Raw genomic sequence first — 16,717 nt, forward strand, 5'->3', positions numbered from 1 at the left:
AAACCTCTCCGTATTCTCTCTTAGTCTTGTTCAGAAATCAAATAGGAGTCCTATATTAAGAATTATTTATAATAGCAGTTAAATTGTACATAAAGTTATAAAGGTAAGAATAAACATATGTATATTACATTTAATGTAGTATAAGAAAATTAAGGACTAACAAGACTTGATAATTTCTTGACTGAACTTCCAACTACATATAGTATTTTTAACCAGCTACTTATTACACTTTTATTTATTATGTTTATGACACCTTCCACAAACCAGGTTTATCCCGTTATTTGGCATAATGACTCAGTGTCACTAATCGATCAAACCCGTCTACCCAACGAATATACGTTTGTAGAAATTCACCGCAGTGAAGATATGGCGCGGGCGATTAAAACCATGATTGTTCGAGGTGCGCCAGCAATTGGTGTGGCTGCGGCATACGGAATGTATCTTGGTGCAAGGGAAATAAAGACTAGCGATCGCCACGAGTTTTTAGATAACTTAGATAAAGTAGCCCAGTTGTTGCGTTCTACTCGTCCGACGGCAGTGAATTTATTTTGGGCAATTAGCCGGATGATGACAGCCGCCTACGAAACGCTAGGAACAGTAGAAGAGATTAAGCAAACCCTTCTCCAAACAGCCCAAGCAATCAACGCTGAAGATTTGCAAACCTGCCATGCAATTGGTGACAATGGTTTGGCAGTCTTGCCCACTACTCCAGAAAAGTTGACACTGCTTACTCACTGTAATGCTGGGGCGCTAGCTACTGCTGGTTATGGCACAGCCTTGGGTGTTGTGCGTTCTGCTTGGAGGGAAGGACGTTTAGAACGTTTATTTGCCGATGAAACCCGTCCCCGCTTACAAGGCGCAAAACTCACCACTTGGGAATGTGTTCAAGAAGGTATTCCAGTGACATTAATTACTGATAATATGGCAGCCCATTGCATGAAACAGGGTTTGATTCATGCTGTAGTTGTGGGTGCTGATCGAATTGCTGCTAATGGTGACACTGCTAATAAAATTGGTACGTATAGTTTAGCGATCGCAGCTAAAGCCCATAATATACCCTTCTTTGTGGCTGCACCCCTTTCTACAGTTGATTTTGAATTAGCCGATGGCAGCAAAATTCCCATTGAAGAACGCGAACCAACAGAAATCTATCAAGTTGGCGATACCATTCTCACACCTACGGGTGTAGATTTTTACAACCCAGCTTTTGATGTGACTCCGGCTGAGTTGATTACAGCCATCATCACAGAGAATGGAGCGATCGCACCTCATAAATTAGCAAAATCACAGCTAAAGCAAGTAGTGTGAGTTTGTCTCGAACTAAAGTTCATATTTGTCCCTCTCCGAGTCGGAGAGGGACAGGTTTTACGCAGTAAAACCAGGGAGAGGTCTTTTTATTCGGCTAAAGTCTATTTAACCAAAATGCTGAATAATTGCCTCGGCAAATTCAGAACATTTTAAGGGTTCAACTGGTGGTTCTAACAACCGGGCTAAATCGTAGGTGACTTGACTACTCGCGATCGCATCGCTTAAACCTTTCTTAACTAGGTCTGCGGCTTCTTGCCAACCCAGAAATTCCAGCATCATCACACCAGACAATATCAGTGAACCAGGATTAATCCGATCTAAACCGGCGTGTTTGGGTGCGGTGCCGTGGGTGGCTTCAAATATGGCACTAGCATCACCAATATTTGCCCCTGGCCCCATTCCCAATCCTCCAACAATGGCGGCGGCGGCATCAGACAAGTAATCGCCGTTTAAGTTCATCGTCGCCAAAATCGAATACTCATCCGGTCTAGTTTGGATTTGTTGAAAAATACTGTCAGCAATCCGGTCATTCACCAAAATTTTATCTTTCCATTTGCCATCGCCGTGGGTTGCCCAAATTGAGTTAAGAACAGTTTCAACTTCCTTGACAATTTCCGCTTGTTTCTCTTCGGTGAGAGAATCAAACCCAGGATCAATCTGGCGGGCGTTTTCTTCTAGGGAAATATGGGGATTTTTTTCCTTATTACTCAAAATCCAAGATTCCCGTTCAGTGACAGTTTCTTGCCGAAATTCACTGATTGCTAATTCGTAACCCCAATCGCGGAAAGCGCCTTCGGTGTACTTCATGATGTTGCCCTTATGCACCAAAGTCACTTGTTGCTTGTGTTTGGGCAATAGCAAGGCGTGTTTGATCGCACGTCTGACTAGGCGCTGAGAACCAGTTTTGCTGATCGGTTTGATGCCAATACCAGAATCAAGAGGAATTCGTTTTTTGCCATGTTCTGGGGTGGCGGGGATCAATTCTTCATTGATAATTTTAATTAAGCGATCGCCGATTTCGCTACCTTGTCGCCACTCAATGCCTAAATAAATATCTTCGGTATTCTCTCGATAAACAATGACATCTAGCTTTTCGGGATTTTTGTGTGGTGAGGGCGTACCTGCATAGTAACGGCAAGGACGCACGCAAGCATACAAGTCAAAAATTTGCCGCAGTGCCACATTTAAAGAACGAATTCCCCCCCCAATGGGAGTAGTCAAAGGCCCTTTAATTGCTACACCATATTCTTCAATTGCCGTGAGAGTGTCTTGAGGTAAATATTGATAAGTACCGTATAAATCGCAGGCTTCATCGCCAGTGTAAACCTTGAACCAACTAATTTGACGCTGACCTTTGTATGCTTTGGCTACCGCCGCATCTAGCACCTTTTGCGTAGCAGGCCAGATATCTATACCTGTGCCGTCGCCCCGAATAAAAGGGATAATTGGATTGTCCGGTACGATTGGTTCACCATTTTTGAAGGTGATTTTTGCTCCGGTTGCGGGGGGGGTAATCTTTTCGTACATAGTTCACACACTCCTAATCGATACGCTGCTAGTCAAAAAATCCTTATGTGGCAGGCTTGTATATGTTGCTGTGTCTTTTGTTTACCAAAACATAAGGCGCAGATTTTCCCCCTATTCCCCTTGTACCTTATTTGGGGATTAAGTGTGGGATTCAGTGAAGCGATCGCAATTTTGTACGATCAAAAATAGTAAACTACTTTTCGCTATCAGTGCTTCGCCTTGGAGAATGCCCGATAGCTTACCGCTCTTTCACTGACCGCTAACACGAGAATGGCATGACAGACCCAATGATTTTATCAGGCCCTGCTAATGACATCGACTCCCTCCGACGACCGTTAATCGCTGGGTCTGAAAAAGTCCAACAACAGATAATCCCACAGTTAGCTGAGTTGGGTAATGAGGGATTAGACGTGTTGATGGAATTTTTACTGAAACGACGTGAGAACTTAGCGACTTGGGTTGATGGCAAAGCTTACCAAGTCCTCTACAACTCTGATGCACCTCAAGCTAAAGAATTTCTGCGCTCCTGTTTTCCTGAGGGAATTGTACCTCTAAAATCAGAGTGCGGGATTAACTATAATTCTTTGCAACAACTACTGGCTATTCAAGACTTCCAAGCAGCCGATCGCGTGACCATACAAAAAATGTGTGAACTATCAGGACCAACGGCTGTACAACGAAAATGGTTGTATTTTACTGAGGTGGGAAATTCCTCGGCTGTTGACTTGCGAACCATTAACAACCTCTGGTTAATCCACTCCGAAGGTAAATTTGGCTTTTCAGTGCAGCGAGAAATCTGGTTAAGTTTGGGTAAAAATTGGGAGAATTTCTGGCCAAAAATTGGTTGGAAAGCAGGTAATAGCTGGACGCGATACCCTAACGAGTTTACCTGGGATTTGAGTGCGCCTAGAGGACACTTACCCCTCTCTAATCAACTTCGCGGGGTACGAGTCTTTGCTTCTTTACTCTCTCACCCAGCTTGGACACAGTTATGAGTTAGAAGTTATTAGTTATGAGTTTAAGAGGTTTTTAATTTAAAACTCAAAACTAAAAACTTAAAATTCCTAACTCCTAACTCCTAACTTATAACTATTAACTTTAATCAGATAATGGCAAACGTTCGTCTCGAAGATATTAAGCGTCGATTTAATAACGTCACGGCTATCGAGGACATTACCTTTGAAATTCCTGATGGCGAGTTTTGGGTTTTAGTCGGGCCATCGGGTTGTGGTAAGTCTACCATTTTGCGAACGATCGCTGGTTTAGAAACTGCTACATCAGGTAAACTATTTATTGGCGATCGCTTGGTGAATAATATCCCAGCCAGACAACGGGATGTAGCGATGGTGTTCCAAAATTACGCTCTCTATCCTCACATGAGTGTGGCGCAAAATATCGGCTTTGGCTTGCAAATGCGGAAAGTTGACCGGAAAATCATTCAAGAACGGGTGATGAATGTGGCGCGATCGCTTTCTCTGGATCACCTACTGGATCGTAAGCCCAAACAACTTTCTGGGGGACAGCAACAACGGGTAGCATTAGGGAGAGCGATTGCTCGTGAACCACAAGTATTTTTACTTGATGAACCTTTATCTAATTTAGATGCCCAATTGCGCGATGATACAAGGGCAGAATTGAAACAGTTACATCAAGAATTAGGTATTACAACAATCTACGTCACCCACGATCAAGTTGAAGCGATGACTTTGGCTGATAAAATTGTTGTGCTAAATCGAGGGCGGATTCAACAAATCGGTGATCCCCAAACTATTTATACAAGTCCTGCTAATCAGATGGTGGCAAGTTTTTTAGGCAGTCCGCCAATGAATATTTTGCCTGCAATCTATCAAAATAACGGTTTTGATATAAGTGGACAGTTGTTAGCAATTCCAGCAGTTGTCAAAGAAAAATTTCAGTTGCGTCAGGGACACAGTTTTGATTTGGGAATTCGACCAGAGCACATAAAAATCAATACTGACTCAGAACTCAATACTCAAAACTCAGGGCTGTTATCGGTTGAAGTTAAAGTCGTGGAACCTTTAGGAAGGGAAACTTTGATTCGTGCTAGTTTATCTGGTTCGGTGGTGGTGTTGAATATTCAGGTAGGCGGAGATGTGCGTCTACGTTCAGGCGATCGCCTTTCTCTACAACTCGATTTAAATCACTTGTTTGTGTTTGATTCCAAAACTGGGGACAGAATCTTACCTCATGAGTAACTGTAGTTTTAAACTGCCATAAATCAGGAGTCAGAATACAGAATTCAGAATTGGTGAATACTCTACCGATAAAGGGATAGAGTTTTAATCAGGAAGAATATTTAATACTAGTTTCGCCACGCCACTTGACGCCAGTCCGCTCAAGTCGGGAGACCCGAAAGAGCGGCTGGCTCGTTTATGCTAGGGAACCCTTCCAACGCAGTGGCTCCACCATTTCACTCGCTTTTAACCAATATTCAGGCGCTCTTGCTAAGCTAAAAATCTTTTAATTTGCATCCTCAAAAAAAAGAATCTCTTGTGGGGTGGGCATCTTGCCCGCCCTAGTTGTGCAAATTAAATGCGCGACAGCTTAGCTTGCTTGAACGCAGGAATACGCGGACTCGCTACCGCTTCTCTACGAGACGCGCAAGGGACGCTATTACCTACTCGTACAAAATTCATGACTTTATTCTGACTCCTGAGTTCTCAATTCTTCTTATAAAGAATCGCCAATTTCCAATTTTTTGTAGCCAGAATCTAAGAAAATAAAAACTGCAATAGAGATTTAATGGATTCGCTGCAAAAACTTATATGACTATTAATCGACGCCATTTCTTGTTTTTACTTTCAGCCGGTGCGGGTGCTTTTGCGTTAGATGCTTGTGCATTGGCAGAGAAATCTCCTGAAAAAAACACTGCAATAGCAAATACAACACCAAATACAACACCAAATATAACAACAAATACAACAGGTGCGATCCAACTACCGCCTTTAGCTTACCCCTACGAAGCACTGGAACCACACATCGATGCCAAAACGATGCAGTTTCACCACGATAAACACCACGCAACTTATGTAAAAAACCTGAATGCGGCCTTAGACAAACACCCAGAACTCAAAGGCAAAACTGTTGAAGAACTGTTACAAAAACTTGACAATATACCACAAGATATTCGCAAAGTAGTACGCAATAATGGCGGTGGTCATGTTAACCACTCAATGTTCTGGAAAATTATGAAGCCGAAAGGTGGGGGAGAACCAACAGGAGATATAGCCTCGGCGATTAATCAAAATTTTGGGTCTTTTACAGCTTTCAAAAAAAAGTTTAACGAAGCTGGTGCTGGTCGTTTTGGTAGTGGTTGGGTTTGGCTAGTGCGTAACAAAGGTGGCAAGTTGGAAGTAGCAACTACAGCTAACCAAGATAGTCCTTTAAGTGAAGGCAAATATCCCATCTTGGGTAATGACGTATGGGAACATGCATATTATCTCAATTACCAGAATCGCCGCACCGATTATTTAGATGCTTGGTGGAATGTGGTTAATTGGGATGAGATTAACAAGCGGTTTGCAGCAGCAAGTAAATTTGCCTGAAACGAGATAACAATTTAGAGTTATAGGCGCTTCAGAACTGGTAACAGAATGTTATTTCTGCTGCCAGTTTTTGGATGTGATACCAAATATAGAAAGAATGTATAGTTTCACCAAACAGGAAAACTGCTGTAATCCAGCAAAATCCAGAATACAGAAGTAAAACAAGGTTTATACGTCGCTTTGGGAGGAATCGTTGTGTACTTCACCTTCGTTGAAATCTGCTGTAATTAATTCTAACTCCCCATTACCCCTTATCCCCAGAGGGGGCCCCACCTTCCCCACTTCCCACTCTCCCGCCCTTTTCCAAGGAAGTTTGACTGTAAACCGACTGCCTTTCCCTAACTGACTTTCGGCATGGACAGTACCACCGTGCAACTCTACAATTTTTTGCACCATCACTAATCCTAAACCACTACCTGTAGAACGACGGGTAGAGGAATTTTCAACCTGCATAAAAGGTTGAAATAATTTGAAAAGGTCATCGGAAAGCATACCAATACCCGTATCTACCACACTGAAAAAGATATATTTATTTGTGGAATTTGGCTGGACTTCAATCCAGACTTTGCCGCCTTCTTTAGTAAACTTGATAGCGTTAGTCAACAGGTTGATAAATACTTGGCGGATGCGGCGTTCATCGACTTGGATGGGTTCGAGTTCTTCAGGTATTTGTAGATTCAGGTGGATATTTTTCTGAAACGCTAGATGTTTGACAAAACTTAGGCTGGAGTCACATAATCCCCGAATTGAAGTAGTAGCTAGTTGCAGTTCTATTTTGCTAGATTCGATGTCGGTAAGGTCAAGGATCTGGTTAATCAATTCTAGTAGGTTCTTACCACTGGATTCGAGCATATTTAGGGACTGTTGCTGTTCTTCACTCCCAGAGCCGTACACTTTATTTTGGAGTGACTCGGTGATTTCAAGAATGGAGTTTAAGGGAGTCTTCAGTTCATAGCTGATGTTTTTTAAAAAGGTACTTTTGGCGCGATTTGCCATTTCGGCAACTTCTTTAGCCTCACGCAGAGCGGATTCTGCCCGTTTGCGATCGCATACTTCTAAAGTCAGGGCGACAAATTCCGCGATTGAGCTAACGAAGTTTTGCTCACTCAGTTCCCATGTCCTCTTAATACCAATCTGCTCATACAATACTGTTCCCACCACTTCCCCCTCAACCCAAAGTTCGGTATCAATTAGGGATACAATATTATTTTGTTCTAGTAGTTCATTCCATAATTCTTGTACCCGTGGATCGGTGCGAGTGTCGGTGACAGTGATGGTATGGGAAGCCGCCAGTACTTGAAAGTAGATCGGATAATCTGCAAGGTTGCGTTCTAGACCTGCCGAATGTCTCTGTTTGCTACGTTCATAGAGACTTATACATTGTAGTTTGGTGCGTTGGTGCAGCCCGCCGTAGGTCTTACCCTGAGCCTGTCGTCCGCGCAGCGTCTCGTAGAGAAGGGCATCGCTATTAAATAACCACACACCCACTCGCTCTACCTCTAAGGCATTGGCGGCTTTTTCTGTGATGACTTTGAATGCTGTTTCCAGATTTCCTTCAAAAACCGCTTTGTGATTTGCCAGTTCTGCCAATACCCGATTATGCTGTCCCAGTTTTCGCTCACTGTTGATGCGTTCTTGAGTCTCTTGCTGTAATTCTTGAGTTCGCTGCTTAACTTGCAGTTCTAACTCTTCATTTTTGTTAGTCAGTGCAGTAAAGGTTTTGCGTAATTGCTGCGCCATCTCGTTGAAAGATTCACCCAGCACCTCAAGTTCTTTAATCCCCTGTACTTTCACCACTGAGTCTTCGCCATTGGTAAAATTGGCTAAATCTTTTGTCGCCGTGCTGAAGTAGAGAATTGACTGAGTTATCCAACGGGCGGTGACGATCCCCAATATAGTAGCTAGTCCCAATGCTCCCAGAGAGAGAAAAATTATGGTTTGAGTGTTGCGATCAACTTGTCCCATAAAGTCTGCTTCTGGGACAGCCACCACAATCAACCAGTTGACATTTGGTTCGCCCTTTAACGGTCTAACTTCTAAAAATTGTCGTTTGCCATCAAAGGAGAAATCTAGTTGCTGTAAACTTTGAATCTGGTCAAAGCTACTAAATTTAGTTGCTAAATATTTAGCGGTTGCCTGAGTAAAGGAATTCCTGCTCTGGGAAGCTGCCAACCTAATCGGTTTACCATTTTGTAAGCGGAATGGTTCTTCCGTTGTAGAACTTGCTACTAACAGCCCCGATCGCTCGATAATAAAAATTTGCCCAGACTTGCCAACTTTGATATTTTGCAGCAAATCCCCAATTTCTGATAAGTGAGTTAGAGTGCTGTTAACTCCGAGTAACTGACCTTGTGAATTATAAATGGGTTGAGATGCACTAATGAGAAGTGTTGGTTCACTCAGGGGTGTAAAAATCTGACTAAAGCTGAATTTTTTAGCGGTAACTGCTGTTTGATAATCAGGACGCGATCGCGCATCATAGTTTTTGATCACCTCTGGTAGTTGGGTACGTTGACCTTGATGGTCAATTCTGTAGGTGTAGAGATCGTACCCAGTTGACTTAGAGGCTTTTCTGAGCAAAAATTGGCGATCGTTGAGCTTCTCCACCGCTAGGTGTTCTTGCTGTTCATTGCTTACCATTAAGCCCAACGCATCTGGAAATATCTTTAACTGCTCAATTAAATATGGCTCCCAGGTTACAAGATTCTCTATCTTTAGCAACCCCATATCAATGATATTTTGATTACTCCGTAGCACCTGACGCGGGGTTGACAGATAAGTTTGTAAATTCTGCTCGACTCGATTGGCAACTTCACGGCGCAATTCGCTAGCTACCTGATTGACTGCTTTTTGCCCGTTGTGGATTGATAAGTATACAGTCAATCCCACAGCTAGGAAGATTTGCAGTAGGAACAATGCTACCAGGATGAAACTTAGGGGTACGCCTTTAAACAGGGTAAAAACACCACCTTGCCCAGTATTTTTGTTCATCTGCCCACTCCCCCTGCTCCCCTTGACTGTCCTCTAGTACTGAGTACAACACCTCGACTTCGCCCTCCTGTGGACTTATGCATAGTTTATACTCGGTCGGGTCAAGTGCCAATATACCACTTCTGGCAAAAGAACAAAACGTCTCTTAACTGCACCTGTAGATTTCACCAGCCAAATATTGCGGTCTTCAAATTAACTAAGTACAACATTTAATCAATTTGTAGCAAATTCTCAGCGTGCCTCTGCGCTTTCCTTTGCGTTAAAATTTCAACCCTCAATTCGCCAACAGTATTTTAGAAATCGCTAATATCCCTTGTAATCTCCGATAACAATACAGCTGCTGAACGATGCTAACTAGATAATATCTAAGAGAATTTGCGTAGTATATCAGACAAAATTATCGATATTAAATACCCTAAAATTGAGAGATATTAGGGTCTAATCCTAGCAAAATGTATATGGAGTCAGAACAAAACTGTGTTTGTCTGCCATAAACTACATATCTAGATACTAGGCAGTTTCAGAACCAGGCATTTATATCTAATATATAAGATTGCTATCTTCAAGATTAGAAATTCATAAGTTAAACAAATGCCATTTTTATATTTTCTTTGTTATTTTGTATTTAACGGGACAGTTCTTGATCATTTGGTGGGTTTAAATAACAATTAGTTAAACCATTTCTCTTCCCAAAGATCCATGTAAATTATTTGCATTCTGCTTACTTTGCTTCTGAATTGACAAGCACAATGTAAATTGATCCGACAGATTACATGGAAATATTCCTAATCGGCAAATAATTCATCTACACAAGGAAAACCTTGCCTAAAACTATGCTTAAAACAAAAAATCAGCGTATTTTTCTGCCTGCTTTTATTAATCCTTTAGAAGAAAAGAATCAAACAGGTAGTAAAAAGCAATTTGCTCAACTTAAATTAGATTTACTGCAACCATTACGTCAACGGCTCGACAAAATTGAGATTCAGAATCGGAAATTAGCCAAATTTATTGCTAAACTGATTCCCGCCCAATGTCCATTCGAGCGTGATCTCATGCTTTTTGGTCGTAAAATAGGCCACATTCCGCCAATGTGCAAACTTAATCCGCTTTATAACGAACTTGTCTACTTGCGTTTTCGCGCTTTGTGTTATCTAGTAGATCAGTGTGGAGAGGATATTCAATCCTACTGCTGAAGATAACTAAAGAAAACACAATATGGAAATTAAAATTGAGCATCAACCCAGTCAAGAACATCTCAATGAATTGAATGTCTTTAAATGGGAAATTTGGAAAAAGTAAGTCTCAAAATTCTTTTGGACTTATGATTCTCAAGAAACTTGCTACTTTTTGGAAGGTGATGTAGTTGTTACTCCTGATGGTGGACAGCCAGTGCAAATGGGTAAAGGCGATTTAGCGATTTTTCCCGCTGGTATGTCCTGCATATGGGAAATTAGAAGCGATGTAAAGAAGCATTATTACTTTGATTAGTCAATAGACAAAAGCGATCGCATAATCAGTAAATTGTTTATATGCATATCTGTCGAAACTCATTGCGACTTGATCCCCTAAACAATATTGATAGAAATAGATAGTTTCATTTCCTCCAAATTTGGCAGTAGGCATAGATCCCCGACTTTTCAAAGAAGTCGGGGATCTTGTGCGCTCGCACCACTAGAAAGCAAGGGAGTTCATAATCGTGTTAGTGGGAGTTTAATTACAGAAGATGCTATTTAGCAGAAAAAGGTTTCGTCCCACCGCAATTTTATTGAGGAAATTATCAAAAATGTTACTGCATTTAAGTACTTGGCAAGAAGTTGAAGCTTATTTACAGCAGTCAAAAGGTATTATTTTCCCTATTGGTTCCACAGAACAACATGGGCCAACCGGGTTAATTGGCACTGATGCTATTTGTGCAGAAGCGATCGCTCGTGGTGTAGGTGATGCAACGAGCGCGATCGTTGGCCCGACAATCAATGTGGGGATGGCACTACATCATACTTCTTTTCCTGGCACAATCAGTTTGCGTCCTAGCACTTTAATTCAAGTAGTGCGAGATTATGTAACTTGTTTAGCCAAAGCTGGTTTTAGTAAGTTCTACTTTATTAACGGACACGGCGGGAACATCGCCACCCTCAAAGCAGCTTTTTCAGAAACTTACGCTCATTTAGAAGATTTGCAGATTGCCAATGCTCAACAGGTGCAATGTCAAGTGGCAAACTGGTTTATGTGCGGTTCTGTATATAAGCTAGCTAAAGAATTATATGCCGATCAAGAAGGTTCTCATGCAACGCCAAGTGAAGTAGCCCTCACCCAGTACGTTTATCCAGAGGCGATTAAGCAAGCACACCTTTCAGCAGAAGTTGCAAGCGGACATCGGATTTATAGCGCAGCTGACTTTCGAGTGCGTTATCCAGATGGACGCATGGGATCAAATCCAGCTTTAGCAACGCCTGAACACGGTAAGCAATTTTATGACTTGGCGGTGAAAGAACTTAGCAATGGGTATTTGGAATTTGTAAACGCAGAATAAAAGTCATGGACAGACATTGTAGAGATGTGAGTAAAATTGTGTCTCTGCATCAAATATCTTGATAATAGTTATTTGCTCTGACTTTTCACTGGATCTAAAAAACCTCTCTCCTTGGGGATTTCCAACAAATAAATTAGCGCGATCTCCTAAGCTTGCCGTTTGCGGAGCGCCTCGTAGAGAAGGGTCTCGTAGAGAAGTCCACCTCCGTGGAAAGCATGAAAAATCAACAATTTTTAACCCACCTCCGTGGGTTTTGTCTGTGTAGCCAAGCCAGTGCGTTGCGCGGCAATGTCTGACTTGTTCGCGCACTACCCGCACCTGGCGCACGACTTCTAGTACGTCACGGCGTAAATAGCGCAAAGTCTGAGCGGCGGTTCCCGCCAATCAGAACTTTGCAAGACGAGCAACAATTTAAAATCCCTAAAAAGCCCATTCGATAATACTTTTGACTTCCGCCTTGCGGTACTAGTCGGCTGGCGAGTAATAAATTAGACTTTACAAACATCCTCTAAAATCAAGAGCGTAAACCTCACGGCAACTTAATGTTGATGCCCACAGGTAAGTAACTATACGACTTTGCCCCCAAGAAGTATCCTGCGGCATCACAAATAATTCTGACAAATCAGCCTTAAGTACTTGGCTAAAAACACTCAATTTGATATTGTTGATTAACATATCAAATTGATATATCAAAATGCTGAAGTTGGCAGTATTAGGTCTCTTACAGCGAGAGCCATTAAATGGTTATCGACTCAAACAGCAACTAGAAATGTTTATGAGTTGCAGTATTTGTGTCAACTATGGCGCGATTTATCCTCTTCTGAAGCGCATGGAAGAACAAGGTGAAGTTATCCTATGTGCAGAACAGGGGCAAGAAGCTGGGCAGTGTGGAAAGATATATGAGATTACATCCCTTGGCAAAACCACTTGGTATCAAGAAATGCTGGTATATCCTCATGAAAGCTGGGTGAATGCGCGATCGCGATTCTTAATCAAATTTTTTTTCTTTGGTCATTTATTACCCGAAGAACGAGTGCAGTTAATTGAACATCGATTAATGTCATGTCGGTTACGCCTTGCAGAGAAAAAAGCACTTGAAGTTACTGATAATTTATACCAGGCAAAATTACAAAAGCGGGGAGTTGAAGTCATCAAATCGGAGATTGAGTGGCTATTTGAGCAACTCCAAACAGAACAATTTCAATTAGCTCAAACGCCAACTTCAGCAAAACAGCTTTAATCCAAAAAACTTTTGAAGTATCCTAACTAACTATGTGGATCGTCAAAATTGCATTACGTCTTCCGTATACATTCGCGATCGCCGCTTTGATGATTGTGATCCTGGGTGTAGTCACGATATTTGGTACACCAGTTGACATTTTTCCCGCAATTAACATTCCGGTTGTCAGTGTAGTTTGGACTTACACTGGAACCACATCTGAGGAAATGGCACAGCGAATCGTCACAATTAGCGAACGCGCCATGACAACAACCGTTGGTGACATCGAACACATTGAGTCTCAATCTTTGAGTGGTGTTAGTGTCGTCAAGGTTTTCTTCCAACCCAACGCGAATATAGCCTCAGCCGTCGCTCAAATTACCTCTGTCAGCCAAACAATTCTCCGCCCTTTGCCACCGGGGATCACACCGCCATTTATCATTCAATACAACGCTTCTAGTGTGCCAATTATCCAGATGAGTGTCAGTAGCAAAACCTTACCCGAAGAAGCACTCTTCGACTATGCTACCAACTTCGTCCGTACCCAATTAGCAACAGTGCAAGGGGCGAGTGTACCTCTGCCTTATGGTGGTAAACCTCGGCAAATTATGGTTGATATCGATCCCCAAGCGATGTTGGCTAATGGCATTTCTGCCCAAGACGTGACTAATGCTGTCAGTGCCCAAAACTTGGTTTTGCCCGCAGGCGATATGAAGATAGGCGCTCGCGACTTCGCTGTACAAATCAATAATAGTCCAGATGTGGTGGCAGCCCTCAACGACTTGCCGATTAAGCAAGTTAATGGGACTGTAATTAAAATTAGTAATGTCGCGCAGGTAAGAGATGGCTTTGGTGTGCAATCAAACATTGTACGTCAGAATGGGAGACGTTCAAGCTTACTTAGTATCCTTAAGAGTGGCAATGCCTCCACTATTGATGTGATCGAGCGGGTAAAAAAAGCTTTGCCTCGCATCCAATCCACCTTGCCCCCAGAACTGAATTTAGCGTTTTTGTTCGATCAATCTATATTTGTGAAAGCTTCTATTCAAGGCGTTCTCAAAGAAGGATTGATTGCAGCCTGTCTCACTGCGCTGATGATTTTGATTTTCCTGGGAAGTTGGCGCAGCACCGTAATTGTAGCCGTATCGATTCCTCTCTCGATGCTAGTTTCAATTATTGTGATGAGTCGTTTGGGACAAACTTTCAACATCATGACCTTAGGTGGTTTGTCCTTAGCTGTTGGTATTCTGGTAGATGATGCCACAGTAGAAATTGAAAATATCCACCGAAATCTCGGACAAGGTAAACCCATTAAGCGAGCAATCTTAGATGGGGCGCAGCAAATTGCCACTCCAGCACTTGTAGCAACATTATGTATTTGTATTGTCTTTGTGCCGGTGGTGTTTCTCAGTGGAGTGGCAAAGTACCTATTTGTCCCCCTAGCGATGGCGGTAGTATTTGGGATGCTTGCTTCTTATGTGCTATCTCGGACTGTAGTCCCGACAATGGCAAGCTATCTTTTACCACATGAAGTAGACTGGCATAGAGAAAGCGAGGATCATAATGGTCATAGCGACCACCATACTGATTCGCCAGTTCAAAACAATAATGGTCGCGACAACCATCATCTAGATTCGCCAGTCCAAAACAATAATGGTCGCGACAATCACCACAGCCATTCTTCACTAGTCGAAATCCATGATAATCGCGACCACCAAACTGATTCGCCAGTCCAAAACAATAATGGTCACGACAACCACCACCAAAAGTCAGAAACAACAAGGACAACTGCCAAATCTGTGAAGAAAGATTGGATATGGCGGCTACACGAAAAGTTTAACCGACAATTTGAGAAACTTCGCAGTTGGTACTACAATGTCCTGAACTCAGCATTAAATCACCGCCGCATAGTCTTTGTGCTGTTTGGTGCTTTTATCGTTAGTGCAGGAGTTTTGTTGCCGTTCGTCGGTCAAGACTTTTTCCCTGAAGTCGATGGTGGTCAGTTTAGCCTCCATGTTCGAGCCTTACCTGGTACTCGTTTGGAAGAGACAGAAAGAATTGTCAGCGAAGTTGAAGGCGTTATCCGCCAGACAGTACCGAAAGAGAATCTCTCTCTGATTCTGGATAATATCGGCTTACCTACCAGTGGTATTAACCTTACCTATGGCTACAATGGTGCCACAATTGGACAGGCTGATGCTGATATTCTTGTGTCTCTAAAAGAATCTGGTGCAACTTTTTCTTATATCAAGGAACTCCGCCAGAAATTGAAAGCGACATTTCCTAATTACACCTTCTTTTTTGAACCAGCTGATATTGTTACTCAAATTCTAAATTTCGGTTTGCCTGCTGCTGTTGACGTGCAAATATCTGGCCCTCTGAAAAACTCAAAGGGCAACTTTGAAATTGCCCAACAAATCGCAGCCCGGATGACGCGCATTCCTGGTGCTGTAGATGTACATCTCCAGCAAGTGGTCGATGCTCCAGAATTACGTCTTGATGTAGATCGCACCCAGGCTCAACAACTGGGTATGACCCAGCGTGATGTTGCCAATAGCGTCCTAACTTCCTTAAGTTCAAGCGGTCAAGCCGCAATCAACCAATGGCTTGATCCCAAAAAAGGCGTGAGTTACACCCTGGCTGTACAAGTTCCACAGTATAAAATTGACTCTATTGACAGCCTGAAAAATACGCCAGTTGGCAACGGTCAAATTGCACCCCAACTTTTGGGTAATTTGGCTACTGTCAAACGCGACACAGTGATGCAAGTTGTCAATCACTATAATATTCAGCCAGTTTTCGATATCTACGCTAACTCCTCTGGTCGTGACCTTGGGGGAGTTGCCCAGGATGTAAATCGAATCATCGCTGATTATCAGAAAAAATTGCCTAAGGGAAGTCAGATTAATGTCCGTGGGCAAGTGCAAACGATGAACTCTTCCTTTCTGGGACTTGGTTTAGGACTTGTGTTTGCAATTGTGCTGGTTTACTGCTTAATGGTGGTGAACTTCCAATCTTGGCTTGATCCCCTGATTATTATGATGGCACTGCCAAGTGCCTTAGCAGGTATCATCTGGATGCTATTTGTCACCCGCACCACCCTAAGCGTCCCTTCGTTAATGGGTGCAATTATGAGTATAGGTGTAGCGACATCAAACAGTATTCTACTGATCACTTTTGCAAATGAGCAGCGTCAGGAAGGGGAAAATGCCTATGATGCAGCCCTAGCGGCGGGCTATACAAGGTTGCGTCCTGTGTTGATGACTGCCTTAGCCATGCTGATCGGTATGATACCAATGTCTCTGGGTCTTGGTGAAGGTGGTGAGCAGAATGCGCCTTTGGGTCGCGCTGTAATTGGTGGCTTGTCAGCTGCAACAGTCGCTACTCTCATCTTTGTACCTGTCGTATACAGCATTATGAGGCGTCAACAACCTCGTCCTGTTGATCAGGATGATGATGATTTAAATTTCTCAGATTCAAAGACAGCATACTCGTTATCATCACCTCAAGGCAAGTCATAGACATATTCTAGGAGCTACGGTGTAATACACAAGTCTTTTATAGCAATCCGATTTG

At 42.6% G+C, this 16,717-nt stretch carries 12 protein-coding genes and 1 pseudogene; 9 read left to right on the forward strand and 4 right to left on the reverse strand.

The window, feature by feature from the left end; genetic code table 11:
- Positions 1 to 246: 246 nt before the first annotated feature.
- A complete protein-coding gene (mtnA, locus tag PUQ00_RS24520) occupies positions 247 to 1,308 on the forward strand; it encodes an S-methyl-5-thioribose-1-phosphate isomerase (protein ID WP_300421703.1) in 1,062 nt (353 codons plus the stop codon).
- A gap of 105 nt (positions 1,309 to 1,413) precedes the next feature.
- Here the strand turns inward: mtnA and PUQ00_RS24525 are convergent, their stop codons facing one another.
- On the reverse strand, positions 1,414 to 2,835 hold the full coding sequence (locus tag PUQ00_RS24525; protein WP_300421705.1) for an NADP-dependent isocitrate dehydrogenase: 1,422 nt from the start codon (positions 2,833 to 2,835) through the stop codon (positions 1,414 to 1,416).
- Between the two features lie 275 nt (positions 2,836 to 3,110).
- On the opposite strand from PUQ00_RS24525, the gene PUQ00_RS24530 reads away from it, so the two are divergent.
- The 3 genes from PUQ00_RS24530 (at position 3,111) to PUQ00_RS24540 (ending at position 6,401) form a co-directional block, all read left to right on the forward strand.
- Positions 3,111 to 3,830 (forward strand): GUN4 domain-containing protein, encoded by a 720-nt coding sequence (locus PUQ00_RS24530; protein ID WP_300421706.1) that lies wholly within the window; start codon positions 3,111 to 3,113, stop codon positions 3,828 to 3,830.
- 114 nt (positions 3,831 to 3,944) lie between these two features.
- Positions 3,945 to 5,051, forward strand: coding sequence for an ABC transporter ATP-binding protein (locus tag PUQ00_RS24535; protein ID WP_300421707.1), 1,107 nt, complete (start codon positions 3,945 to 3,947; stop codon positions 5,049 to 5,051).
- A gap of 570 nt (positions 5,052 to 5,621) precedes the next feature.
- Positions 5,622 to 6,401 carry a superoxide dismutase gene (locus PUQ00_RS24540; protein WP_300421709.1) on the forward strand — a complete coding sequence of 260 codons (780 nt, stop codon included), beginning with the start codon at positions 5,622 to 5,624 and terminating at the stop codon, positions 6,399 to 6,401.
- A 168-nt stretch (positions 6,402 to 6,569) separates the two neighbouring features.
- On the opposite strand, the gene PUQ00_RS24545 is transcribed toward PUQ00_RS24540, so the two are convergent.
- Positions 6,570 to 9,392: an ATP-binding protein gene (locus tag PUQ00_RS24545; protein ID WP_300421710.1), complete on the reverse strand. Its 2,823-nt coding sequence runs from the start codon at positions 9,390 to 9,392 to the stop codon at positions 6,570 to 6,572.
- An 833-nt stretch (positions 9,393 to 10,225) separates the two neighbouring features.
- Here PUQ00_RS24545 and PUQ00_RS24550 point away from each other — a divergent pair.
- Both PUQ00_RS24550 and PUQ00_RS24555 read left to right on the forward strand, forming a co-directional pair.
- The gene (locus PUQ00_RS24550) at positions 10,226 to 10,585 is read left to right on the forward strand and encodes a Mo-dependent nitrogenase C-terminal domain-containing protein (RefSeq protein WP_300421712.1); all 360 of its coding nucleotides are present in this window, start codon (positions 10,226 to 10,228) and stop codon (positions 10,583 to 10,585) included.
- Positions 10,586 to 10,607: 22 nt separating this feature from the next.
- Positions 10,608 to 10,880: pseudogene (locus PUQ00_RS24555) on the forward strand (cupin domain-containing protein).
- On the opposite strand, the gene PUQ00_RS24560 reads toward PUQ00_RS24555, so the two are convergent.
- Positions 10,881 to 11,015, reverse strand: coding sequence for a hypothetical protein (locus tag PUQ00_RS24560; protein WP_300421714.1), 135 nt, complete (start codon positions 11,013 to 11,015; stop codon positions 10,881 to 10,883).
- A 160-nt stretch (positions 11,016 to 11,175) separates the two neighbouring features.
- On the opposite strand from PUQ00_RS24560, the gene PUQ00_RS24565 reads away from it, so the two are divergent.
- Entirely contained in the window at positions 11,176 to 11,922 is a 747-nt protein-coding gene (locus PUQ00_RS24565; protein ID WP_300421716.1) for a creatininase family protein, read from the forward strand.
- A gap of 3 nt (positions 11,923 to 11,925) precedes the next feature.
- Here the strand turns inward: PUQ00_RS24565 and PUQ00_RS24570 are convergent, their stop codons facing one another.
- Positions 11,926 to 12,306, reverse strand: a complete 381-nt coding sequence (locus PUQ00_RS24570; RefSeq protein ID WP_300421717.1) for a hypothetical protein — start codon at positions 12,304 to 12,306, stop codon at positions 11,926 to 11,928.
- A 310-nt stretch (positions 12,307 to 12,616) separates the two neighbouring features.
- On the opposite strand from PUQ00_RS24570, the gene PUQ00_RS24575 reads away from it, so the two are divergent.
- Positions 12,617 to 13,162 (forward strand): PadR family transcriptional regulator, encoded by a 546-nt coding sequence (locus tag PUQ00_RS24575; RefSeq protein ID WP_300421719.1) that lies wholly within the window; start codon positions 12,617 to 12,619, stop codon positions 13,160 to 13,162.
- A 32-nt stretch (positions 13,163 to 13,194) separates the two neighbouring features.
- Entirely contained in the window at positions 13,195 to 16,662 is a 3,468-nt protein-coding gene (locus PUQ00_RS24580) for an efflux RND transporter permease subunit (protein ID WP_300421721.1), read from the forward strand.
- Positions 16,663 to 16,717: the final 55 nt, after the last annotated feature.

Origin of the sequence: Nostoc sp. S13 (genome assembly GCF_029379315.1) — a bacterium.
Taxonomy (GTDB): domain Bacteria; phylum Cyanobacteriota; class Cyanobacteriia; order Cyanobacteriales; family Nostocaceae; genus Nostoc.